Consider the following 22471-nt stretch of genomic DNA (forward strand, 5'->3'; position numbering starts at 1 on the left):
TAGTCCAGCGCCTCGCTTAAGGGTTCAGCGACGAACGGCGCGACAACCATAAACAAAAAAGTTCCCATTGACGGTGAAAGAATTCAGAATGCGCGCCGCGCAAAGCGACTACGCTTTAAATTGTCACCAGCCAAAACCGCGAGGTGTGCTCATGGGTACCTTGATGCCTGCCACTCCAACCCAGACCCTCTATGTCTCCGTGCGCCGTGATGAACTGCGCAAATTGAAGGACGAGCGTGACCAATTGCGTGAGCAGGTCGCTCAGTTGAACAAGTTGCTGGCGCAAACGCACAGTGCCGAGCGCGCCTGATTCTTCTCATTAAGAGTGGGAGCTACAAGGCTCCCACACCGCACTGACGTTCCTGCCGGAAAGATCTCCGCGCAAGGAAACCGTATCCGATGGCTCAGCCTTTGAGCACTCAATAGGGTGCATGGCCTTGCAGCACCATCCCGGTGCCTGCCTGCCATGGGTTGATCATGAAAATCGCACACCTTTACCTGCCCCTGGCCCTCTGCGGCCTGGCTACCCTGCCGCTACACGCCAGCGCTCAAAGCTGCCAATACGCCACCGAGCAACAAGCCCTGAACCTGTTCGAGCAATGGAACGATAGCCTCAAGAGCGCGGACCCACACCAGGTCGCACGGCTGTATCAGGACAATGCCTTGCTACTGCCGACGGTATCGAAAAAGCCTCGCCTAACCGAACAAGAACGCGTGGAGTACTTCAGCCATTTTCTGGCAGACAAGCCTAGCGGCAGGCTCGACACCCATCACTTCGACGCCGCCTGCAACATCGCAACCTTGAACGGCCTTTATACCTTCGACTTCGCAGCTACCGGCAAGCAGGTTGCGGCACGCTACAGCTTCACCTACCGCTGGGATGGCCAACGATGGTTGATTAGCCACCACCACTCCTCCCTACTGCCGTCGAGCTGAGCTTCATATCGAGGCGCTCTCAAAGGCGGCTCGCCTCAAAACAGTGCAGCACCCCCTTCCAGGTGCTGCATCTTGTGGCTCTGAACCGTCCTGCGGTGCGCCCTATTCCCTCCTGGAAACACCCGTTGACACTCGCCAACGTTTGCGTCTAGTACGCGCTATTGCAAAAGTGACCAATGGGTCGGATTTTTATCTCCAGCTCTCCTACACTCAAATTCCGGCCCGTCATTTGCTCATAGGAAGAGCGATGCAAAAAAGTCGAACTTTTGGAATCGGTGGCAGGTCAGCAAATAAGTAGGCCAAACACACAGGCTTTCCCGTGTACGGCCGACCTACCCCTAACAGTCCAATCGCCGTTGGCCGGAATGCCGATCGCGTTGTGCCTGTGCGCACGACTTCGGGGCATGGATAGCGTTACGCAATTACAGAAACAGAGAGAACCAGCACGAGATATCAAAACGGGTGCCAGCACCCGGTCACATAGGGACGGAAAGAAGTATGATCAGTGCCGCTGTCGAGCCTCACGTAGATTCATTCAAGTCGGACAACCGCGATCCGCTCACCCCGGATTTCGCCAAAACAGGCACGACACCAGGCGCCCAGCGCCAGCACAACCCCAACAAGCGCAAGATTCTGTTCGTCACCTCGGAAATTGCCGACCTGGTCAAGACCGGCGGGTTGGGCGATGTCTCCGCAGCATTGCCCCGCGCCCTGGCGCACCTGCACGATGTGCGTGTGCTGATCCCTGGCTACCCGCAGGTCATGGAAAGCGACAACCCAATCCATATCGTGGGCCAACTTGGTGGCCACGCTGCACTTCCGCCCTGCAAGATCGGCCGCATGGACATGGTCGACGGGCTAGTGATCTACGTGCTGATCTGCCCTGAGCTGTACGAACGCGATGGCACCCCCTATGGCGCCAACAATGGCCGTGACTGGCCTGACAACCATATCCGTTTTGCCCGCCTGGGCCTGGCTGCAGCCGAGATCGCCGCTGGCGAAGGCATGATTCACTGGAAGCCCGAGGTGGTGCACGCCCACGACTGGCCTGCTGGCCTGGCACCGGCTTACATGCACTGGCGTGGCTTGAACACGCCGACCCTGTTCACTATTCACAACCTCGCCTACCAGGGCGTCTATAGCCGTGGCTGCAGCCCTGAGCTGGCAATCCCTGAGCATGCGATGCAACAGGAAGGCATGGAGTTCTACGGCAAGCTGTCGTTCCTCAAGGCGGGCCTGGCTTACTCCAGCCATATCACCACTGTCAGCGCCACCTACGCTCAGGAAATCACCACGCCGGAATTTGGTTGCGGCCTGGATGGTTTTCTTGCCAGCAAGGCGCATCAGGGCCTGTTGGGCGGTATTCCCAACGGCATCGACGAAAGCTGGGACTCGGCTACCGACAAACACCTGGAGCACAATTTCAGCCTCAACGACTGGGAAGGTAAGGCGCGCAACAGCGACGCCGTGCGCCGCTTGTTCGGCCTAGACCCTAGCGAGGGGCCACTGTTCGCCGTGGTTTCGCGGCTGGTCTACCAGAAAGGCCTGGACCTCACTTTGGGCGTTGCCGACTACATCGTCGAGCAAGGGGGGCAAATCGCGATCATCGGCCGTGGCGAGCCTGAGGAAGAGCAAGCCATGCGTGAATTGGCTCTGCGCCATCCTGGGCGCATTGGCGTGCGCATCGGCTTCAACGAAACCGATGCCCGGCGCATGTTCGCCGGCAGTGATTTCCTGCTGATGCCATCGCGTTACGAACCTTGCGGCCTGAGCCAGATGTACGCGCAGCGTTTCGGCTCGCTGCCTGTGGCACGCAAGACCGGCGGCCTGGCCGACACCATCGAAAACGGCGTCACTGGCTTTTTGTTCGATAAGTCGACTGTCGATAGCTACCGTGAGGCTCTGAGCCGGGCCTTCTATGTATTCGGCAAGAAAGACTTGCTCAATGCCATGCGCTGCCTGTCGATGACCCAGCCCTTCAACTGGTGTCAGGCTGTGGAGCCCTATGCACGGCTCTATGAGGATCTGGTCAAGCAGGCACAGCTGAGCCACTACTGAGCGGGGTTCGAAGATGCAAAGGCATGGCGCACAAATGTTGGACGCCACGTCGGCGCGCTTCGCCCTATGGGCGCCGGATGCGCGCAACGTGAGCTTGGAAATTGAACAGCAGCCGGCCATTGAGCTGCTGGCTGAAAAAGATGGCTGGTTCACCGCAGTTGCCCCCTGCAAGGCTGGGGACCGCTATCGCTATAGCATTGATGGCCGTTTGCAAGTGGCCGACCCTGCGTCGCGCTATCAGCCTGAGGGCGTACACGGGCCCAGCCAGGTAGTGGACGTGAGTACCTACGACTGGCAGCACCCCTGGCAGGGTCGCCCTTGGCATGAAGCAGTGATCCAGGAGTTGCACGTGGGCGTGCTCGATGGCTTCGCTGGCGTCGCTCTGCAATTGCCGAGGCTGGCTCAGCTGGGTATTACCGCTATCGAGCTGATGCCGCTGGGCCAATTCCCTGGCGAACGTAACTGGGGCTACGACGGCGTACTGCCCTATGCCCCGCAGCACAACTACGGTAGCCCCGAGCAGCTTTGCCGCCTGGTGGACCAGGCCCACGGCCATGGGCTGATGGTCATGGTGGATGTGGTGTACAACCACTTCGGCCCAGATGGCAATTATCTGCACGAATACGCCAGCCCATTCTTCCGCGAGGATCGCCAGACCCCTTGGGGCGCTGCGATTGATTTTCGCCGGCCAGAGGTGCGCGAATACTTTATCCAGAACGCCCTGATGTGGCTATGCGACTACCGCTGTGACGGCTTGCGCTTGGATGCGGTGCACGCAATCGACCAGCCCGACTTCTTGGTCGAACTGGCCCAGCGGGTACGCGCTGCGGTTGCGCCCGGCCGGCATGTCTGGCTGGTGCTGGAGAACGAGCATAATCAGGCATCGCTACTGCAGCAGGGCTTCGACGCTCAATGGAACGACGATGGCCACAATGCCTTGCACGTGCTGCTGACCGGTGAAACCGAAGGCTACTATGCCGACTACCAGGATCAACCCATCGCAAAGCTGGCGCGCTGCCTGTCCGAAGGCTTCGTGTTCCAAGGCCAGGCCAACCGTCACGGCAACCCTCGCGGTGAGCCCAGCGGGCATCTTGAGCCTTCTTCGTTCGTGCTGTTCCTGCAGAACCATGACCAGATAGGCAATCGCGCACTGGGCGAACGCTTGACTCGCCTCTGCCCTCCCGCTGCGCTACGAGCCGCCACCGGCTTGTTACTGCTATGCCCAATGATCCCGTTGCTGTTCATGGGTGATGACGATGGCAGTTGCCGGCCGTTCCTGTTCTTCACCGATTTCCATGATGAGCTGGCTGACGCGGTGCGCGAGGGCCGGCGTGGCGAGTTTGCCCACTTCAAGGCCTTTGCCGACCCTGAGCAGCGCGAACACATTCCAGACCCTAACGCCAAACAGACTTTCGAAGCCTCGCGGCCGCTACCCAAGGAGGTCATCGCTGGTTGGCATGGCCTGTATGAGCAGTTGCTGGGGCTGCGACGGCGCCATGTGGTTCCACACTTGCCTGGCAGTCGGGCGCTGGGCGCCGTGGTGCTGGGCGACCACGCCCTCACCGCCCGCTGGCGGCTGGGAGATGGCAGCACCCTGCGGATCGACCTGAACCTGGCGGCTAGCCCTCAGGCAGTGGAACTACCCGCAAGAGCTTGGCGCCTGTTCGACAGTAGCGACAGTACCCACCCCGACACCGCCATGGCCGCCCACAGTTGTGTGGTGAGCCTGTTACCCCCCGGTCAGGAGCCCTCATGAGCGAAACTGCTTTACACCGATTGGCCGCTCAGGTCGGGCTAGCCCGCGACTGGATCGACGCCAATGACCGGCCGCAGCAGGTCAGCGACGACGTATTGCGCAAAGTCCTCGATGGCTTGGGTCACCCCGCCGGTGACGAAGCGGCCATTGCGGCCAGCCTGCGGGAGGTGCAAGCCGCCGATGATGGCGAGCATCTCCCGCCGCTGCTCACTGTCGAGCAGGGTCAACCACTGCCTTTGCAGCGCTATTTCCCACCAGGCAGCGCTGTGCGCTGCACCCTGGAAAGCAACCGCCTACAAGATTTGACCCTGGATGCCCAAGGCAACCTTCCCGGTGGCCTGCCAGTCGGCTACCACCAGTTGCAGATCGACGACCGGCATTTCACCCTCGCGGTGGCGCCGCCGCGCTGCTACAGCTTGGCCGATGCTGTGGCTGAGCCACCTGCACGCCTCTGGGGCCTGTCCGTGCAGCTTTATAGCCTGCGCCGCCCAGGCGACGGCGGGTTCGGCGATTGCCTGGCGTTGGAGCAATTGGCACGCAGTGCTGCCGAGCGCGGCGCAGACGCCCTGGCCATCAGCCCGATCCATGCGCTGTCGATGATCGATCAGCAGCACTACAGCCCCTATTCACCGTCCAGCCGCCTGCTGCTCAACACGCTGTACGCCAGCCCAGCCGCCTTATTGGGGGAGCGTGCGGTACGCATGGCGATCGAGGCATGTGGTTTGGAGCAAGTGCTCGAAGACTTGGAACAACAGCCTTTGGTCGACTGGCCACGTGCTGCCAGCGCCCGCCTGCGTCTACTCGAAGCCCTGTACCAGGATTTCAGCCAAGGCGACCACCCGCTGCGCCAGGACTTCGACAGCTTCCGTGATACTCGCGGCCAGGCCCTGGAACATCACTGCCGCTTCGAAGTGCTACAGGCACTGGCCGTCGAGCGCGGCCATGGCGCGGACTGGCGAGATTGGCCTAGCACTTGGCAGGACCCGTACCACCCGGAAGTCGAAGCCATCGCCAATGCCTACCCTGCCAAGCTCGAGTTCCAGGCGTTTTGCCAGTGGCTGACCGAACGCAGCTTGCAACGCGCCCAGCACGCTGCACGCAGCAGCGGGATGGCCGTCGGCCTGATAGCTGATCTGGCAGTTGGCGCTGACGGGGCCGGCAGCCAGGCCTGGAGCCGTCAGGACGAATTGCTGGCTAACCTTACGGTCGGCGCGCCGCCCGACATTCTTAACCGCGCAGGGCAAGCCTGGGGTATCTGCGCCTTCTCCCCAGAAGGGTTAAAACGCAACGGCTACCGCGCGTTCATCGAAATGCTGCGAGCCAACCTAGCGCATGCCGGCGGCTTGCGCATCGACCATGTGATGGGCCTGCGTCGGCTGTGGCTGATCCCACAGGGCAGCACACCCGACCAAGGGGCTTATCTCAATTACCCGGTCGAGGACCTACTGCGCCTGCTGGCCCTCGAATCGGTACGCCATCAGGCAATCATCCTAGGCGAAGACCTGGGCACCGTGCCGCCAGGGTTGCCTGAGCAACTGGCAGCCAAAGCGGTGCTGGGCATGCGTGTGCTGCCGTTCGAGCAAACCAAGCCTGGGCATTTCAAACCCATTCTCGACTGGCCGGATGACGCGCTTGCCACCACCGGCACCCATGACTTGGCGCCTTTGGCCGGCTGGCTACAAAGCCGCGACATCGACTGGTACCAACGCCTGCAACTGATCGATGCCGCCACCGAGTTGCAATGGCGGCATGATCGGCGCACGGAATGCGATGGCCTACGCCGCACGCTGCAAGCCAACTACGGTGCCATGGCCGACGATGACGCGCTGATCGATGGCGCCATCCGTTACGTTGGCCATACCCGCGCCCCACTGGTGCTGATCCCGCTCGAAGACCTGCTCGGCAGCGACGAACAACCCAACCTGCCCGGTACCACCAGCGGCCACCCCAACTGGCGTCGGCGCTTCGCCGCCCCAGTGCGTGAGCTGCTGGATAACGAAGACGCCGCACGGCGCCTTGAACTGCTGGCCCAAGCCCGCGAACAAGCCTGGGAACGTGACCGATGAAGCCGTTGACCGCAACTGTACGCCTGCAATTTCACAGCGACTTCACCCTTGATGACGCCGTGCCACTGGTGCCGTATTTTGCCCAACTGGGCATCAGCCACCTTTACGCCTCACCCATCCTCAAAGCCCGCGCAGGGTCGCGCCACGGTTACGACGTGGTCGACCCCACCTGCGTCAACCCTGAGCTCGGTGGCGAGGCGGCACTGCAACGGCTGGTAGCCGCGCTGCGCCAGCACGGCATGGGGCTGATCCTCGACACCGTATCCAACCACATGGCCGTAGGCGGCGCCGACAACCCCTGGTGGCAAAGCTTGCTGGCCTGGGGCAGACGCAGCCCTTATGCGGAATTCTTCGACATCCAGTGGCACTCCAGTGACCCGCTGCTGGCCGGGCAGTTGCTGTTGCCATTCCTTGGCAGCGACTATGGCGCAGCATTGAAGAACGGTGAGATCCCTCTGCAGTACGAGCCGCAGGCAGGCTTGTTGCAGATCGCCCACCACGAGCACCGTTTCCCGATTTGCCCGCAGGACTACGGCTGGATTCTCGCCCAGAGCCCAGCGCCTGAGCTGCAAGCCTTGGCCGAACACTTCACTGCGCTGGGCGAAGCGCCCGACCCGTTGGCAGCGGCCCTACCCCTGCATGCCGAGCTCACCCGCCTGGTGGGTGAAGGCGCTGACCTCGACGCGGCATTGCAGGCCTTCGACAGCCGCACCGAAGAAGGTTTCAAGCGCCTGCACCTGTTGCTTGAGCGCCAGACTTACCGTTTGGCCAGCTGGCGCACGGCCGGCGATGACATCAACTGGCGGCGCTTTTTCGACATCAACGAACTTGGCGGCCTGCGGGTGGAACGCGCCGTGGTGTTCGAGGCTACCCACGCCAAGCTGTTCGAGCTGATCGAGCGAGGGCTGGTCGACGGCCTGCGCATCGATCATATCGACGGCCTGGCCGATCCACGCGGTTACTGCCGCAAACTGCGCCGCCGGGTCGACAGCCTGCTGGCTAAGCGCCCTGTGCAGACAGCGCTTGACCACTTTCCAATCTTCGTGGAGAAAATCCTCTGCGCCGGCGAGCACCTGCATCGGGACTGGCTCACCGATGGCACCACCGGCTACGAGTTCATGAACCAGGTGTCGCTGCTGCAACACGACCCGGCCGGCGAAGCGCCGTTGACCGAGCTGTGGGCAACGGTCAGCGAGCGCCCCGACTTCCCCGAAGAGGTTCGCCTGGCGCGGCACTTGGTGCTCAATGCCAGCCTAGCGGGCGATTGCGAGTCGGTGGTCAATGCGCTGTTGCAGGTTGCCCGTAACGACCTGATGACTCGCGACCTTACACTGGGTGCGATCCGCCGCGCGTTACAGGCACTGGTGGCCCACTATCCGGTTTACCGGACCTACATCAACGCCTGCGGGCGCCCGGCCGAGGATGAACGGTTCTTCCAGCAAGCACTGAGCAACGCCCGCCAGGACTTGGCCGAAGCCGACTGGCCACTGCTCGACCAGCTAGCACAATGGCTAGGTGGCCATCGCTGGCGGGAACTGCCGCCAGGTCGGCCACGTAAGCAGTTGCGCCACGCCTGTGTACGCTTCCAGCAGCTCACCGCCCCCAGCGCTGCCAAAGCCGTGGAAGATACCGCGTTCTACCGTTCGGCGCGGTTGTTGTCACGCAACGATGTGGGCTTCGAGGCCGAGCGTTTCAGCGCAGGCCTTGAGCACTTCCACAATGAAGCCCAACGCCGCCTGCGCGACTTCCCGGACAACCTGCTGGCCACCGCCACCCACGACCACAAGCGCGGCGAAGACACTCGCGCACGCCTGGCGGTGCTGAGTGAGCGCGGCCCATGGTTCGCCAGCCGTATGGAGCACTGGCGCGAGCTGGCAGCACCACTGCGTGAGCAACTGCAAGATGGTGTGGCGCCCAGCCCAGGTGACGAGATGCTGTTGCTGCAGGCGCTCCTAGGTAGCTGGCCACTGGACTTGGACATCGGCAATGACACGGCGCTGCGCCAGTACGCCGACCGCATCCGTCAATGGCAGCAAAAAGCCCTGCGTGAAGCCAAGCTGCGCAGCAGCTGGAGCGCACCGAACGAAGCCTACGAGGCGGTTTGCGCAGCGTATGTCGACGCTATCTTGCTGGATCAGGAAAACCAGCAGCTGCGCAAGTCGCTAGCCGATGCGGCGCAAGCGATCGCCTGCCCCGGCGCCCTCAACAGCCTGGTCCAGACCCTGCTGCGCATGACCGTGCCAGGTGTACCGGACCTGTACCAAGGCAATGAGTACTGGGATTTCAGCCTGGTCGACCCCGACAACCGCCGCCCGGTGGACTACCCCAGCAGGCGCCGCACGCTGGACGATGCCTGCCCAACTGGCGAATTGCTGGCGAACTGGCATGACGGGCGCATCAAGCAGGCACTGATCGCGCGAGTACTCGATTGCCGCAAGGCCCATGCCGAACTGTTTCGTCGGGGTGCTTACCTGCCGCTCACCGTGCAGGGCCGGCATGCCGACAAGGTCATCGCTTTTGCCCGCCTGGGCGAAGGCGAACGCGCAATCATCGTTGCCCCACGTCTGGCCAGCGGCCTGTTAGGGGCGGCCAACTCACCCTTGATCCCTGCACAGAACTGGGAAGATACCCGGGTGATCTTGCCGTTTGACCCGTCATCTGCCAACTCGACTGGACTTTTTGCCACGGCTGCGGTCAGCCCTTCTAGGGAGCTGTTAGTGAGTGCATTACTGGCGGAGTTTCCGATCACTTTGCTGATACAACAATCTTGAGCATCAGGAGCGTCATGATGAGCGTCGATGAAAAACGAATCCGCGAGTTCGCTTACCAGATCTGGGAATCGGAAGGTAAGCCAGCCGGCCAGGAAGACCGCCACTGGGATATGGCTCGCAAGCTGGCCGAAGCCGAGGCGCTCGCGCCCAAGGCGGCGCCGCGCAAGCGCGCCCCTGCCAAGCCCAAGCAAACTCAGGAACCGAAAGCGGCAGCCCTGCCTGGCACTGTAAAACCAGCCCCCGCCAAGAAGCCTAAAGCGCCTAAAAAACCCGCTGCAGGTTAAGGCGGTGCTGCACATCGCCGACTAGCCTGCCCCACCGAGCCGTGCCACGCCTTAGGCGAGCAGTGGTCTTTGGTAGAGCGGGTTGATCGGCGATCACGCCCAAACAGTTCCCCTGAATTTCATCCTACCAAGGCCATTTCGAGGTTAGCCATGAGCCCGCGCACGCCCAAGAAAACCCGCTCCGTTGCCCCGTCGCGCATTCGCGAAGGCCAGCCATTCCCCCTAGGCGCCACCTGGGACGGCCTGGGAGTCAACTTCGCCCTGTTCTCAGCCAATGCCACGAAGGTCGAACTCTGCCTGTTCGACTCAACGGGCGAAAATGAACTCGAGCGCATCGAGCTGCCTGAGTACACCGACGAGATTTACCACGGCTACCTACCCGACGCCCACCCCGGCTTGGTCTACGGCTACCGTGTGTATGGCCCTTATGAACCAGAGAACGGCCATCGCTTCAACCACAACAAACTGTTGATCGACCCTTATGCCAAACAACTGGTGGGCAACCTGGAATGGTCCGAAGCATTGTTCGGCTATACCATCGGCCACCCCGATGGCGACCTGTCCTTCGACGAACGTGACAGCGCCCCCTTTGTGCCCAAGTGTAAAGTCATCGACCCTGCCTTCACCTGGGGCCGCGACCAACGCGTGCAAGTGCCATGGGAACAGACCATCATCTATGAGGCCCACACCCGCGGCATCAGCATGCGCCACCCGGCAGTGCCCGAGGAGCTTCGTGGCACCTTCGCCGGCCTTGCCAACGACGAACTGCTCAAGCACATCAAGGACCTGGGCGTTTCGAGCATCGAATTGCTGCCGATCCACGCCTTCGTCAACGACCAGCATTTGCTGGACAAGGGCCTGAACAACTACTGGGGCTACAACAGCATCGCGTTTTTCGCACCGCATCCGCGCTACCTGGCCAGTGGCAAGATCGCCGAATTCAAGGAAATGGTCGCGCACCTGCATGATGCAGGCCTTGAGGTGATCCTCGACGTGGTCTACAACCACACCGCCGAAGGCAACGAACAAGGCCCTACCCTGTCGATGCGGGGCATCGACAACGCCTCCTACTACCGGCTGATGCCCGACAACAAGCGCTATTACATCAACGATTCGGGTACCGGCAACACCCTGGACCTCAGCCACCCTTGCGTGCTGCAACTGGTGACCGACTCGCTGCGTTACTGGGCGGGGGAAATGCACGTCGATGGCTTCCGCTTCGACCTGGCGACCATCCTGGGCCGCTACCACGACGGTTACAGCGAGCGCCACGGCTTCCTCGTCGCCTGCCGTCAGGACCCCATGCTTAGCCAGGTCAAACTGATCGCCGAGCCCTGGGACTGCGGCCCCGGTGGCTATCAGGTGGGCAACTTCGCACCCGGCTGGGCCGAGTGGAACGACCGCTTCCGCGATACTGTGCGGGCCTTCTGGAAGGGCGATGAGGGCCAACTGGCCGACTTCGCCGGGCGCATGACCGCCTCGGGTGACATGTTCAACAATCGCGGGCGCCGCCCATATTCGTCGGTCAACTTCATCACCGCTCACGATGGCTTCACCTTGCGCGATTTGGTTTCTTACAACAACAAGCACAACGAGGACAACGACGAAAACAACCAGGACGGCACCGACAACAACCTGTCGTGGAACTGCGGCGCCGAGGGCCCGACAGAAGACCCAGCGATCAACGACTTGCGTATGCGCCAGATGCGCAATTTCTTCGCGACCCTGCTGCTGGCCCAGGGCACCCCAATGATCGTTGCCGGTGACGAGTTCAGCCGTACCCAGCACGGCAACAACAATGCCTATTGCCAGGACAGCGAAATCGGCTGGATCAACTGGGACCTGGACGAAGATGGCAAGGCATTGCTGGCCTTCGTCAAGCGCCTGACCCGCCTGCGCCTGACCTACCCGGTGCTGCGACGTTCGCGTTTTCTGGTCGGCGACTACAACGAGGCGATCGGCGTCAAGGACGTTACCTGGCTTGCCCCAGATGGCAACGAAATGAGCGTCGAACAATGGGAAGACCCCCATGGCCGCTGCATGGGCATGCTGATCGATGGGCGTGCGCAGGTCAGTGGCATTGCGCGGCCGGGCTCGGAGGCCACCATGCTTCTGATCGTCAATGCCCATCACGATGTGGTGCCGTTCAAATTGCCTGCGGTCCCTGACGGCGACTACTGGAGCTGCCTGATCGACACTGACCGGCCTGAGCTGCGCAAGCCTGAGCAACTGGCCTTCGACAGCACCTTCGACGTCACGGGGCGCTCGTTCCTGTTGCTGGTGTTGAAGCACCAGGAAGACTGAACCCACCTAGGGCCTGCTCGGTCCCAACCTGTATCCGTTGCATTGAGGAGTGAACATGCACCTCGAAGCCGGCAGCACAGGTTTCATCAACACCCGTCAGGCCGCCGCGGTGCGGCGCCTGCGGGTGCTTACGGTGAACACCCACAAGGGGTTCACCGCTTTCAACCGTCGGTTCATCCTGCCAGAGCTGCGCGAGGCAGTACGCAGTACTGAGGCCGATATCGTCTTCCTCCAGGAAGTGCTTGGCAGTCATGATCGCCATGCCGCGCGCTACCCTGGTTGGCCGCAGACCTCGCAGTACGAATTTCTCGCCGACAGCATGTGGAGCGATTTCGCTTACGGCCGCAATGCGGTTTACCCCGATGGCCACCACGGCAACGCGCTCTTGTCCAAATACCCAATCATCGAACATCGCAACCTCGACGTATCGATTACCGGCCCCGAGCGTCGTGGCTTGCTGCACTGCGTCCTCGATGTGCCGGGGGACCAAGCTGTTCATGCCATTTGCGTGCACTTGTCGTTACTCGAGAGCCACCGCCAGCAACAACTGCAACTGCTACGCCAGCTGCTCGATGAGCTGCCTGCCGATGAGCCGGTCATCATTGCCGGTGACTTCAACGACTGGCAGCAGCGCGGTAATCGTATCCTTTGCCAACATCCAGGTTTACACGAAGCGTTCGAGCGCCATCACGGCCTGTTGGCTCGCACCTACCCAGCTCGCCTGCCACTCTTGCGCCTGGACCGCATCTACCTGCGCAATGCCGATAGCCATGCTCCCCAGATACTGAGCCACAAGCCTTGGACGCACCTCTCCGACCATTTGCCGTTGGTAGTGGAAGTACGGCTCTAACAATGATTCGGCATAGCCATAGGGTGGCAAAATAACGACCGTCGCTATGGCGGAACGATAAACTCCAAGAATCAACGCCTTAACTCGCTTAACAGCGCTTGGACGCCCCCTTCACGTTTTCTTGACGCGAGCATCAGCCTCTCCTTAGCTGAACATTGTCGTCAATCGTCGCGCCGGGCCTCTAGCGCGCACCTTTGTGTGCGCTCGCGTTACTGGTGTGCTGGTTTGGGTCGCCCTCTGTTTTGGTCGTACAGCTCGTGACAACAGGCCAGGTCCTTGAGCTTTACAACGAGAACCAAAGGAGATCCGCCATGAAAAGAACCTCGAACCCCTCGCGTTTCGAACCTATTTTCTACGCGGTTTCCACGTCGATGCTTCTGGCAACCCCGGTGGAAACTTTCGCATTCGATCTGTTGGATGACCCGCTTTCACCCAACTACCTGCAACAAATGACGCAGCCGAAGTTGTCGCTCGACCCGGTCAGCGCCAGCGGCTTGAGCCTGGGTACCCTAAGCGCCTTCAGCGAGCAGATAAGCGACCGTCACAGCCTGCCCGCCCCTGACCTTGCAGCCCGCCAGTGGCAGCAGTTCTTGCCAGGCACCGCGACCCCGCCCGGCGCGCGAGCACCAGAACAGCTGGAAGCGCCCAGTCAGCAACTGATGATTGGCCCAGACCTGTTCGTGCGTGAAACCGCCGCAGGCAACGTGCACCGCGCGGGGATTTTCGTCGGTCACAATAATCTGCAAAGCAGCCTCAGCGGGGTGCGGCCTTTGTTAGGGGATAAACAGCGCAAGGCAGTCAATCTCAGCGGCGAGAGCCTGGGCGTGTACTGGAGCATGAGCCACGCCCAAGGCTGGCATCTGGATGCCGTGGCCATGGGCTCGCGCATCGAAGTCATGGGCCGCGGCGACGGCGGGCAGCGCCTGAATGACAGCGGCCACGCGATGACAGTGTCTCTGCAGGGCGGTTACCCCATCGGGCTAGGCGGCGGCTGGGTGATCGAGCCGCAGGCGCAATTGATCAACCAACGGTTCTTCCCCGGCAATCAGGCGCAAGAGGACTCCCTGCGAACTTTCGACAGCCAACCCAGCTGGCGTGGCCGTGTCGGTGCCAAGCTGTCCGGGCGCTACGAAGTCAACAACATGCCGATCGAGCCCTATGTGCGAACCAACGTCTGGTATGACTTCAGCGACACGGGTGACGTGAAGCTGGACCAGGTAGACAAGATTTCCAGTTCCCGCTACTCGACTACCGTGGAACTGGGCCTGGGCCTGGTGGCACGGGTCACACCTTCGGTCGCACTCTTTGTCAGTGCCGACTACAGCAGTGATGTGGACGACAACGACCTCAATGGGCTGATTGGCAGCCTTGGTGTGAGAATGCGCTGGTAGCGACTGGGGCCGCCAGGCGGCCCCGGCCACTTCAAGCAGGCTTCATCACCAGTACCCCAAGCGGTGGCAGGTTCAGCGTCAAGGACAATGGCTGCCCGTGGCTTGCCACTGCCTCGCTTTGCACAGCGCCGAGGTTGCCGACGTTGGAGCCGGCATAAAGCTCGGCATCGCTGTTGAGCAGCTCTTGCCAACGCTCACCGAACGGCACGCCTATCCGGTAACCTTCGCGCGGCACCGGGGTGAAGTTGGCCACCACCAGCAGCGGCTCGCCTTGGCTGCTCCAGCGCAACCAGGCGTACACGCTGTTTTGCGCATCATCACCGATCAGCCACTGGAAGCCCTGGGGCTGGCAGTCCTGTTCGTGCAGCGCCGGCACTTCACGGTACAGGCGGTTGAGGTCACCCACCAAACGTTGCACACCTTGGTGCTCGGGATACTGCAGCAAGTACCAGTCCAGCTGATGGTCGTGATTCCACTCGCGCCATTGGCCGAACTCGCAGCCCATGAACAGCAGTTTCTTGCCTGGGTGAGTCCACATGAACGTCAAGTAGGCACGCAAGTTGGCAAACTTCTGCCAACGATCGCCGGGCATCTTGTCGATCAACGAATGTTTGCCGTGCACCACTTCATCGTGGGAAATCGGCAGGATGAAGTGCTCGGAGTAGGCGTAGATCAGGCCGAAACTCAACTCACTGTGATGATGGGCACGGTGTATGGGGTCATTCTGGATGTAGTGCAACGTGTCGTGCATCCAGCCCATGTTCCACTTGTAAGTGAACCCCAGGCCACCCTGCTCGGTCGGTTGGCTGACGCCAGGCCAGGCGGTTGATTCCTCAGCGATGATCAGCGCACCTGGCGCCTCGTGGGCGGCAATGCCGTTGAGGTGACGGATGAAGTCGATGGCCTCGAGGTTTTCTCGCCCACCGTAGCGGTTCGGCACCCACTCACCCGCTTTGCGCGAATAATCGCGGTAAAGCATCGACGCCACGGCGTCCACGCGCAGGCCGTCGATATGGAAGTGCTTAAGCCAGTGCAGCGCCGAAGCCACCATGAAACCGCGCACCTCGTTGCGCCCCAGGTTATAGATCAGCGTGTTCCAGTCCTGGTGGTAGCCTTCAAAGGGGTTATCGTATTCGTACAGAGCAGTGCCGTCGAAGCGCGCCAAGCCATGCTCGTCGGTTGGGAAATGCGCCGGCACCCAGTCAAGTATCACGCCAATGCCGCCCTGGTGGCAGGCATCGATGAACGCAGCGAAATCTTCGGCGCTGCCATAGCGCGACGTGGGTGCGAACATCGACAAAGGCTGGTAGCCCCAGGAACCGCCGAAGGGGTGCTCCATGATCGGTAGCAGCTCGATATGGGTGAAGCCTAATTGCTGCACGTAGGGCACCAGCCGGTCGGCCAGTTCACGCCAATTGTAGTAACGCGATACCTCACCCAGCTCGTCCAGCTCGCACTGCCAGGAGCCTGGGTGCAGTTCATAGATAGACAGCGGCGCGCTGTAGGCATGGCGCTGGGCGCGCTGGTGCATCCAGTCTTGGTCACCCCAGGCGTGGCCCAGAGCGCCGGCCACTTTCGAGGCGGTGCTCGGTGGCAGCTCGGTAGCGCGAGCCAGTGGGTCAGCCTTCAGCGGCAAGATTCCGTCTTTGCCCAGCACTTCGAACTTATAGGTTTCACCCACGCCCAGGCGCGGAATGAACAACTCCCATACCCCAGCACCATGACGCAGACGCATGGGGTGCCGGCGCCCGTCCCAATTGTTGAAGTCACCCACCACCGAGACTCGGCGGGCATTGGGCGCCCAGACCGAGAAGCAAACCCCATCGACGCCCTCGACCTGCATCGGTTGAGCGCCGAAGCGCCCAGACAGGTCACGGTGGTTGCCTTCAGCGAACAGGTGAAGATCGATCTCGCCCAATTGCGGGCCGAAGCTGTAAGGGTCTTCGGTGACTTGCTCACCGCCCGCCCAGTTGATCTGCAACAGGTAGGGCTGTGCCTCATCGAGGTGCGCGGTAAACAGGCCAGGCAAACTACCCTGCGCCATTTGCACCAGCACACGCCCATCATGGCGCGCCAGCACGCGCGCATTCAGCGCACCTGGCAGAAAAGCGCGGATCCACAAGCCGCTGTGTCCATCGCCATGGGGGCCTAGCACTGCAAAAGGATCGGCGTGCTCGGCGCGGGCCAGGGCATCCAGGTCCCGTTGCCGAAGGCCGCCGTTTTCACGCGTGGTTGCATTCATCTATGACTCTCCCCAAGTGCTGATCAGTCCATGCAGGCCATGCAAAGGCACGGCCAGCCAGCTTGGACGGTTTTCGGCTTCGTATGTAATTTCGTAGGCAGCTTTTTCCAGGCAGAACAGTTCCAGTGCGGCGCGCTCACCTTCGGCCTGCTGCCAAGCGTGAGGCATTGCGGCGGTAGCCAAGCCATAGGCCTGGATGAATGCATGACGCGACTGGTGCAGATACTGCCGGGCGATACGTTGCCGGGCTTGGCGTGCGGGGCCGCTGAGGTCCACGCTAGACGCGCTGCGCAAGATCATCGCAGCAGCATAGTCGAAAGAGCGCAACACGCCGCTGACATCTTTGTACGGGCTGTGTTTGGCGCGGCGCTCGTCCAATGGACGCGAAGGCTCGCCTTCGAAGTCGATCAGGTAGGCGTCGCCCTGCACCACCAGCACCTGGCCCAGGTGCAGGTCGCCGTGAACGCGCATCAACAGGCCGCCCTGGGCTTGCTCGGCGAGCCTGGCGATATGCTGGCCAAGGCCCTCACGCTGGTGTTGCAAGTCATCGACCAAGGCCTGGCTATCGCTGTCCAGATGGCCACGGTGCTGGGCCAGCAGGTCCAGCGCATGATTGAGCTCGGCAGTGATCTGGCTGGTCCAGCGTTGGGTGTCGTCGGCGTCGCTTGGCCGCGGCGCGAAGGCCTGATCGTTGCTTGGCGCGGCTAGCAGCAGGTGCATTTCGCCAAGGCGCTGACCCAGCAACGCGGCAAAGCCATTGAGCTCGGCCAGGGCGTCGGTATGGGCCTGGGCCTCACCGCGTGTCGGTTCCATCTCATCGCGGATGGCCCGCTCCAGGGTGTTCTGGGTCCAGGCCCAGGCGTCGCCCTGGTTACTCAGATAACCCTGAGCGATCATCAAAAGGTGCGGGGTGTCCTGCTCGTCGACGCGGCTGACCCAGGCCAGCAACGGCGAGATATTGGCAAAGCCTGCGGCGGTTAGGTAAGCACTCATCTCAAGTTCCGGGTGAACGCCTGGGTTCACCCGGCGGATCAGCTTGAGCACCACGCGATCACCAATCACTACCGAGCTGTTGGACTGCTCGGCGCTCAGGTAGCGCACTGCACTCTGCTCATTGAGTTGCAGGCTTGCCAACTGTTCGGTGCAGGCGAAACGCAGCTCGCCCTGGCCGTTGCCGCACGGTAGCTGCACGCCGTCCTGGCAGGCGCGCAGTACGGCGCGAATGAACGGTTCGAGCACGAAGGCATCGGTGATCAGGCCTACCTGGCTGCCTCGGCGCACTCTGGACAATGCCAGCTGTTGCGGCAGCGCGCTGTTGATCTGCTCCTCAGGCAACAAGCCAAAGGGCAACTGGTAATCAGTGGCAACGCCTGCACTGAGCACCTCGATTTCGCTCAGCAGCACGGGCGTGGTCGCGGTGCCGAAACGGACGCCATAACGCAAGCGTACTTGATCGATTGGGCTCTCTTTACCGGCGAACCAGCGGCGCTTGGGCAGGTATTGCGGCAGTATGGTGGTGTGCAGGGTGTCGCTGGCAGGCGACTCCAACAGTTCTTCCATGCGTTTACGCAGCACTAATGTAGTCAATTCCGGTAACCCCTCAGTGGCTTGAACGTGCCAACTGGGCATGCTGTCGTGGGAAGCCAGCAGGAACCAGTAGAAGGCATAGGGCGGTAAAGTCAGCAGGAACGGCAATTGGCCAATCGGCGGGAAGGCGCTGCCACCGAGCATCTCCACGGGGACTTTGTCAGCGTATTGCGACAACTCAAGCTCAGCGGCCTGGGCGGCGCGGGAAACGTTAGCGACGCAGAGAATCACCTCGCTGTTGCCCTCGGCATCGGTGTACTCGCGCAGGTAGGCCAAAATCCGCCGGTTGCTTGGGGTGAGCATGCGCAGGCTGCCGCGGCCGAAAGCCTTCTGCTGCTTGCGCACGGCCAGCAGCCGACGGTTCCAGTTCAGTATCGAGTGCGGGTCATGGGATTGAGCCTCGACGTTGACGGTCTGGTAACCGTACAGTGGGTCCATGATCGGCGGCATCACCAGGCGCTGCGGGTCGGCCCGGGAGAAGCCGCCGTTGCGGTCGGGTGACCACTGCATCGGGGTGCGCACGCCATCACGATCACCCAGATAGATGTTGTCACCCATGCCCAATTCGTCACCGTAGTACAGCGTGGGTGTGCCCGGCATCGACAACAGCAAGCTGGTCAGCAGTTCGATGCGCCGGCGGTCGCGCTGCAGCAACGGCGCCAGTCGCCGGCGGATGCCCAGGTTGATGCGGGCGCGACGGTCTTGGGCGTAGTAGTTCCACAAGTAGTCACGCTCGCGGTCGGTGACCATCTCCAAGGTCAGCTCATCGTGGTTGCGCAGAAAGATCGCCCACTGACACTTGGCGGGAATTTCCGGCGTCTGGCGCAGGATATCGGTGATCGGGAAGCGATCCTCCATGGCCAGAGCCATGTACATACGCGGCATCAGCGGAAAATGGAAAGCCATATGGCATTCATCGCCATCGCCTTCGCCAAAATAGGGTCGGGTATCTTCAGGCCACTGGTTGGCTTCCGCTAACAGCATGCGGTCTGGGTAATTGGCATCGATCTCGGCGCGGATCGCCTTCAGTACCCGGTGGGTTTCCGGGAGGTTTTCGTTGTTGGTGCCATCACGCTCGATCAGATACGGGATCGCATCCAGGCGCAAACCGTCCACGCCGATATCCAGCCAAAAGCGCATCACCCCGATTACCGCTTTGAGCACCTGGGGGTTGTCGAAATTCAGGTCGGGCTGGTGCGAGTAAAAGCGGTGCCAGAAGTACTGCCCGGCGACCGGGTCCCAGGTCCAGTTGGATTTCTCGGTATCAAGGAAGATGATGCGCGTGCCGTCATATTTCTGATCATCATCCGACCACACGTAAAAGTCCCGCGCCTTGCTGCCACGTTTTGCATGCCGGGCGCGCTGGAACCAGGGGTGCTGATCACTGGTGTGATTGATCACCAGCTCGGTGATCACCCGCAGCCCGCGCTTGTGAGCCTCGGCAATGAAGCGCCGGGCGTCGGCCATGCTGCCGTAATCTGGGTGCACGGCCTTGTACTCGGCGATATCGTAACCGTCGTCGCGCCGCGGCGAGGGATAGAACGGCAATAGCCAAAGCGTGTTCACACCCAGCTCGGCGATGTAATCGAGCTTGCTGATCAGGCCGGCGAAGTCACCGATCCCGTCGTTGTTCGAATCGAAGAACGACTTGATATGCAGCTGGTAGATCACCGCGTCCTTGTACCACAGCGGGTCATCGATGAAAGCTGCCGGGCGCGAACGCTTGGCCATGGGTGACTCCTTTCAAAGCTGGGTTGAGCTTGCGCGATCTTAGGTAGCAGCGGGTTCCGCCGCGAAGCGTGGAAGCGGGTGTGCGGCACCGACCTGATTGGGTTTGCAGGCCCACCCGCCTCTGCAAGGCGCGATATGCAATGGTCAACTGGCCTTTTCGATGCGCCAGATACCGAACGGCTGATGCCAAGGCTCGATGCGCATCCATTGGGTTTTGCCATGCCAGGTCCAGCGATGGCCGTTCATCAAGTCCTCACCCAGGGTTTGGGCATCATCGTCCAGCCCCAGTTCCCACAATGGCAGCTCGAAATGCGCCTCTTGTGCGTTGTGCGGATCCAGGCTGATCGCTACGAGAATAAAATTGTCGCGCTCGGGCGTACGCTTGGCGAAGTACAGGATGTTGTCATTCCAGCAGTTGAAGAAGGCCACGCCCAAGTGCGTCTGCAGCGCACGGTTTTGCCGGCGAATGCGGTTGAGCTGGGCGATTTCGGCAACGATGTTGCCGGGCTGGTTGAAATCGCGCGGGCGGATTTGATACTTCTCCGAATCCAGGTACTCCTCCTTGCCCGGCAACGCTGCGCTCTCGCACAGTTCGAAGCCCGAATACATACCCCACAACCCTGAGCCCATGGTTGCCAGCGCAGCGCGAATGAGGAACCCGGCGCGGCCTGAGGTATGAAGGAAATAGGGGTTGATATCTGGCGTATTGACGAAGAAGTTCGGCCGGTAGCAGTGGCACCATGGCGGCTGGTTGAGTTCTTCGAAGTACTCGCGCAACTCCTGCTTGGTATTGCGCCAGGTGAAGTAGGTGTAGCTCTGGGCATAACCGACCTTGCCCAGCCGGGCCATCATGGCAGGCTTGGTGAAGGCTTCGGCCAGGAATATGACCTCCGGATACTGGCTACGCACATTGGCGATCAGCCATTGCCAGAACGGCAAAGGCTTGGTGTGCGGGTTGTCCACGCGGAACGTCTTGACGCCCTCCTCGACCCAACCGACCACCACGTCACGCAGGGCCAGCCACAGCGACGGCACGGCGTCGGCAGCATAGAAGTCGACATTGACGATGTCCTGGTACTTCTTCGGCGGGTTCTCAGCGTAGCGAATGGTGCCATCAGGCCGCCAGCTGAACCAGCCGGGGTGCTGCTTGAGCCAGGGATGGTCTTGAGAGCACTGAATGGCGAAGTCCAGCGCGATTTCCAGGCCGTGTTCAGCGGCGGCGGCGACCAGCCGGCGGAAGTCCTCACGGCTTCCCAGTTGCGGGTGAATCGCCTCGTGGCCACCATCAGGGCTACCGATGGCGTAAGGGCTGCCGGGGTCACCAGGCTCAGCGCGCAAAGCGTTGTTGCGGCCCTTGCGGTGCTGAGTGCCGATCGGGTGAATCGGCGGGAAGTACAGCACATCGAAGCCCATGTCTCGGATCATCGGCAAGCGGGCGTGCACATCGTTGAACGTGCCGTGCCGTTCGGGGCTGTCGGTGATCGACCGAGGGAACAGTTCGTACCAGCTGGCGAACAACGCCGCCGGTCGGTCGACATCCAGCGGGAATTCACGGCTGCAAGTCAGATAGCTGCGGTGCTCGGCCAAGGCCATGAGCCTGGCAGTATCGGGATGCAGCAGCCTGGCGACCTGCCCGTCGGTATCCAGCGAAGCCAACTGCGCTTGCACAGCACCGATTTCTTCGCGCAACGAGCCTTGGCTGAGTTCCACACCCTTGCCCAGCATCAAGCGCCCCTCTTCCAGCTCCAACGAAACCTCGACCCCGGCGTGGTACTTCTTCTCCAGGTCATGGCAGTAGGTGGCGAAGGGGTCGATCCAAGTTTCGATGCTGAACAGATGCGGCCCGATTTGCGTAGGCGTGAACTCAGCCAGCCACAGGTCGTTGCCCTGCGACTGCATAGGCAAACAATGCCAGCGGCGGCTACTGGCTTCACGCCAGTTGAGCATCACCGCCAAGCGGTCATGGCCATCGCTGTAGACCTTGCTGCTGACAGTCACTGGCTGGCCACTGACTGCCTTGGCGGCGAAGGCGCCGCCATCAAGCACCGGTTCAGTACCCTCGATCACGATGCGCGGCGCGAGCAGCGCCTGGGACAGGCTGATGGCCTGGTCCGGGTGATCGTTCGCCATGGGTACGCTTTCAAAGGGCTCGTTGAGTGACATCGACCTTGCTCCCTCAGGCTGTTGGCGGTAAGGGTTCAGAGCCAGGCACAGGCAGGGGGTTCAAAAAAATTGAGCGAACGGCAACTGTCAGCGGTCAGAGCCTGCAGCACCTCTTCACTCACCCATGCGAGGTCAGGCCATGAACATTCCCACGCCACCGGAAACACCAGATCCCAACATCGACGACCCAACCCTGCCCCAGCACGTGCCCGAAGAAGAGCCGGATGAGCAGCCGGTCAAGCCTACGGTGCCGCCAACGGTGGGCGACCCGCCGAATGAAGAACCTGCGGTGAAAGCCTCAGAATAGACAACCTCAGCCTATTTGCATGACT

Annotated in this window: 14 protein-coding genes; 11 read left to right on the forward strand and 3 right to left on the reverse strand. The window is 61.4% G+C overall.

The genetic code is table 11. From position 1 onward, the window contains the following. Window positions 1-151 precede the first annotated feature (151 nt). The 10 genes from J5M56_RS01605 to J5M56_RS01650 all read left to right on the forward strand — a co-directional run bounded on the left by J5M56_RS01605 (window position 152) and on the right by J5M56_RS01650 (window position 14416). Window positions 152-310, forward strand: a complete 159-nt coding sequence (locus J5M56_RS01605) for a DUF6026 family protein (RefSeq protein WP_186476854.1) — start codon at window positions 152-154, stop codon at window positions 308-310. 167 nt (window positions 311-477) lie between these two features. Beyond that, the gene (locus tag J5M56_RS01610) at window positions 478-936 is read left to right on the forward strand and encodes an SgcJ/EcaC family oxidoreductase (protein ID WP_186476853.1); all 459 of its coding nucleotides are present in this window, start codon (window positions 478-480) and stop codon (window positions 934-936) included. A 498-nt stretch (window positions 937-1434) separates the two neighbouring features. Next, complete coding sequence (glgA, locus tag J5M56_RS01615) at window positions 1435-2994, forward strand: glycogen synthase GlgA (RefSeq protein WP_207869268.1); 1560 nt, start codon at window positions 1435-1437, stop codon at window positions 2992-2994. Between the two features lie 13 nt (window positions 2995-3007). Beyond that, window positions 3008-4750: a malto-oligosyltrehalose trehalohydrolase gene (treZ, locus tag J5M56_RS01620; RefSeq protein WP_207869270.1), complete on the forward strand. Its 1743-nt coding sequence runs from the start codon at window positions 3008-3010 to the stop codon at window positions 4748-4750. Next, window positions 4747-6816, forward strand: coding sequence for a 4-alpha-glucanotransferase (gene malQ / locus J5M56_RS01625; RefSeq protein ID WP_207869271.1), 2070 nt, complete (start codon window positions 4747-4749; stop codon window positions 6814-6816). Before treZ ends, malQ begins: the two co-directional genes overlap by 4 nt. Continuing rightward, window positions 6813-9587 (forward strand): malto-oligosyltrehalose synthase, encoded by a 2775-nt coding sequence (locus tag J5M56_RS01630; protein ID WP_207869273.1) that lies wholly within the window; start codon window positions 6813-6815, stop codon window positions 9585-9587. Before malQ ends, J5M56_RS01630 begins: the two co-directional genes overlap by 4 nt. Before the next feature lie 14 nt (window positions 9588-9601). Beyond that, window positions 9602-9871, forward strand: coding sequence for a DUF2934 domain-containing protein (locus J5M56_RS01635; protein WP_186476849.1), 270 nt, complete (start codon window positions 9602-9604; stop codon window positions 9869-9871). A 150-nt stretch (window positions 9872-10021) separates the two neighbouring features. After that, a complete protein-coding gene (gene glgX / locus J5M56_RS01640) occupies window positions 10022-12175 on the forward strand; it encodes a glycogen debranching protein GlgX (protein ID WP_207869275.1) in 2154 nt (717 codons plus the stop codon). 55 nt (window positions 12176-12230) lie between these two features. Continuing rightward, entirely contained in the window at window positions 12231-13025 is a 795-nt protein-coding gene (locus tag J5M56_RS01645) for an endonuclease/exonuclease/phosphatase family protein (RefSeq protein ID WP_207869277.1), read from the forward strand. A gap of 311 nt (window positions 13026-13336) precedes the next feature. After that, the gene (locus J5M56_RS01650; RefSeq protein ID WP_207869279.1) at window positions 13337-14416 is read left to right on the forward strand and encodes an autotransporter outer membrane beta-barrel domain-containing protein; all 1080 of its coding nucleotides are present in this window, start codon (window positions 13337-13339) and stop codon (window positions 14414-14416) included. 31 nt (window positions 14417-14447) lie between these two features. Here the strand turns inward: J5M56_RS01650 and glgB are convergent, their stop codons facing one another. From glgB to J5M56_RS01665, 3 genes are all read right to left on the reverse strand, one after another. After that, entirely contained in the window at window positions 14448-16658 is a 2211-nt protein-coding gene (gene glgB, locus J5M56_RS01655; RefSeq protein ID WP_207869282.1) for a 1,4-alpha-glucan branching protein GlgB, read from the reverse strand. After that, window positions 16659-19976, reverse strand: coding sequence for a maltose alpha-D-glucosyltransferase (gene treS / locus J5M56_RS01660; RefSeq protein ID WP_207869285.1), 3318 nt, complete (start codon window positions 19974-19976; stop codon window positions 16659-16661). A gap of 144 nt (window positions 19977-20120) precedes the next feature. Next, entirely contained in the window at window positions 20121-22139 is a 2019-nt protein-coding gene (locus J5M56_RS01665) for an alpha-1,4-glucan--maltose-1-phosphate maltosyltransferase (RefSeq protein ID WP_207869287.1), read from the reverse strand. A 139-nt stretch (window positions 22140-22278) separates the two neighbouring features. On the opposite strand from J5M56_RS01665, the gene J5M56_RS01670 reads away from it, so the two are divergent. Further along, a complete protein-coding gene (locus tag J5M56_RS01670; protein WP_207869289.1) occupies window positions 22279-22446 on the forward strand; it encodes a hypothetical protein in 168 nt (55 codons plus the stop codon). Window positions 22447-22471: the final 25 nt, after the last annotated feature.

The sequence above is a fragment of the Pseudomonas sp. 51_B genome, from assembly GCF_017491595.1.
Taxonomy (GTDB): Bacteria; Pseudomonadota; Gammaproteobacteria; order Pseudomonadales; family Pseudomonadaceae; genus Aquipseudomonas; species Aquipseudomonas promysalinigenes.

Excerpts from the sequence above, each read along its gene's own strand:
- J5M56_RS01605 (WP_186476854.1), top strand. The coding sequence starts at position 152 with ATGGGTACCTTGATGCCTGCCACTCCAACCCAGACCCTCTATGTCTCC.
- J5M56_RS01610 (WP_186476853.1), top strand. The coding sequence starts at position 478 with ATGAAAATCGCACACCTTTACCTGCCCCTGGCCCTCTGCGGCCTGGCT.
- glgA (WP_207869268.1), top strand. The coding sequence starts at position 1,435 with ATGATCAGTGCCGCTGTCGAGCCTCACGTAGATTCATTCAAGTCGGAC.
- treZ (WP_207869270.1), top strand. The coding sequence starts at position 3,008 with ATGCAAAGGCATGGCGCACAAATGTTGGACGCCACGTCGGCGCGCTTC.
- malQ (WP_207869271.1), top strand. The coding sequence starts at position 4,747 with ATGAGCGAAACTGCTTTACACCGATTGGCCGCTCAGGTCGGGCTAGCC.
- J5M56_RS01630 (WP_207869273.1), top strand. The coding sequence starts at position 6,813 with ATGAAGCCGTTGACCGCAACTGTACGCCTGCAATTTCACAGCGACTTC.
- J5M56_RS01635 (WP_186476849.1), top strand. The coding sequence starts at position 9,602 with ATGATGAGCGTCGATGAAAAACGAATCCGCGAGTTCGCTTACCAGATC.
- glgX (WP_207869275.1), top strand. The coding sequence starts at position 10,022 with ATGAGCCCGCGCACGCCCAAGAAAACCCGCTCCGTTGCCCCGTCGCGC.
- J5M56_RS01645 (WP_207869277.1), top strand. The coding sequence starts at position 12,231 with ATGCACCTCGAAGCCGGCAGCACAGGTTTCATCAACACCCGTCAGGCC.
- J5M56_RS01650 (WP_207869279.1), top strand. The coding sequence starts at position 13,337 with ATGAAAAGAACCTCGAACCCCTCGCGTTTCGAACCTATTTTCTACGCG.
- glgB (WP_207869282.1), bottom strand. The coding sequence starts at position 16,658 with ATGAATGCAACCACGCGTGAAAACGGCGGCCTTCGGCAACGGGACCTG.
- treS (WP_207869285.1), bottom strand. The coding sequence starts at position 19,976 with ATGGCCAAGCGTTCGCGCCCGGCAGCTTTCATCGATGACCCGCTGTGG.
- J5M56_RS01665 (WP_207869287.1), bottom strand. The coding sequence starts at position 22,139 with ATGTCACTCAACGAGCCCTTTGAAAGCGTACCCATGGCGAACGATCAC.
- J5M56_RS01670 (WP_207869289.1), top strand. The coding sequence starts at position 22,279 with ATGAACATTCCCACGCCACCGGAAACACCAGATCCCAACATCGACGAC.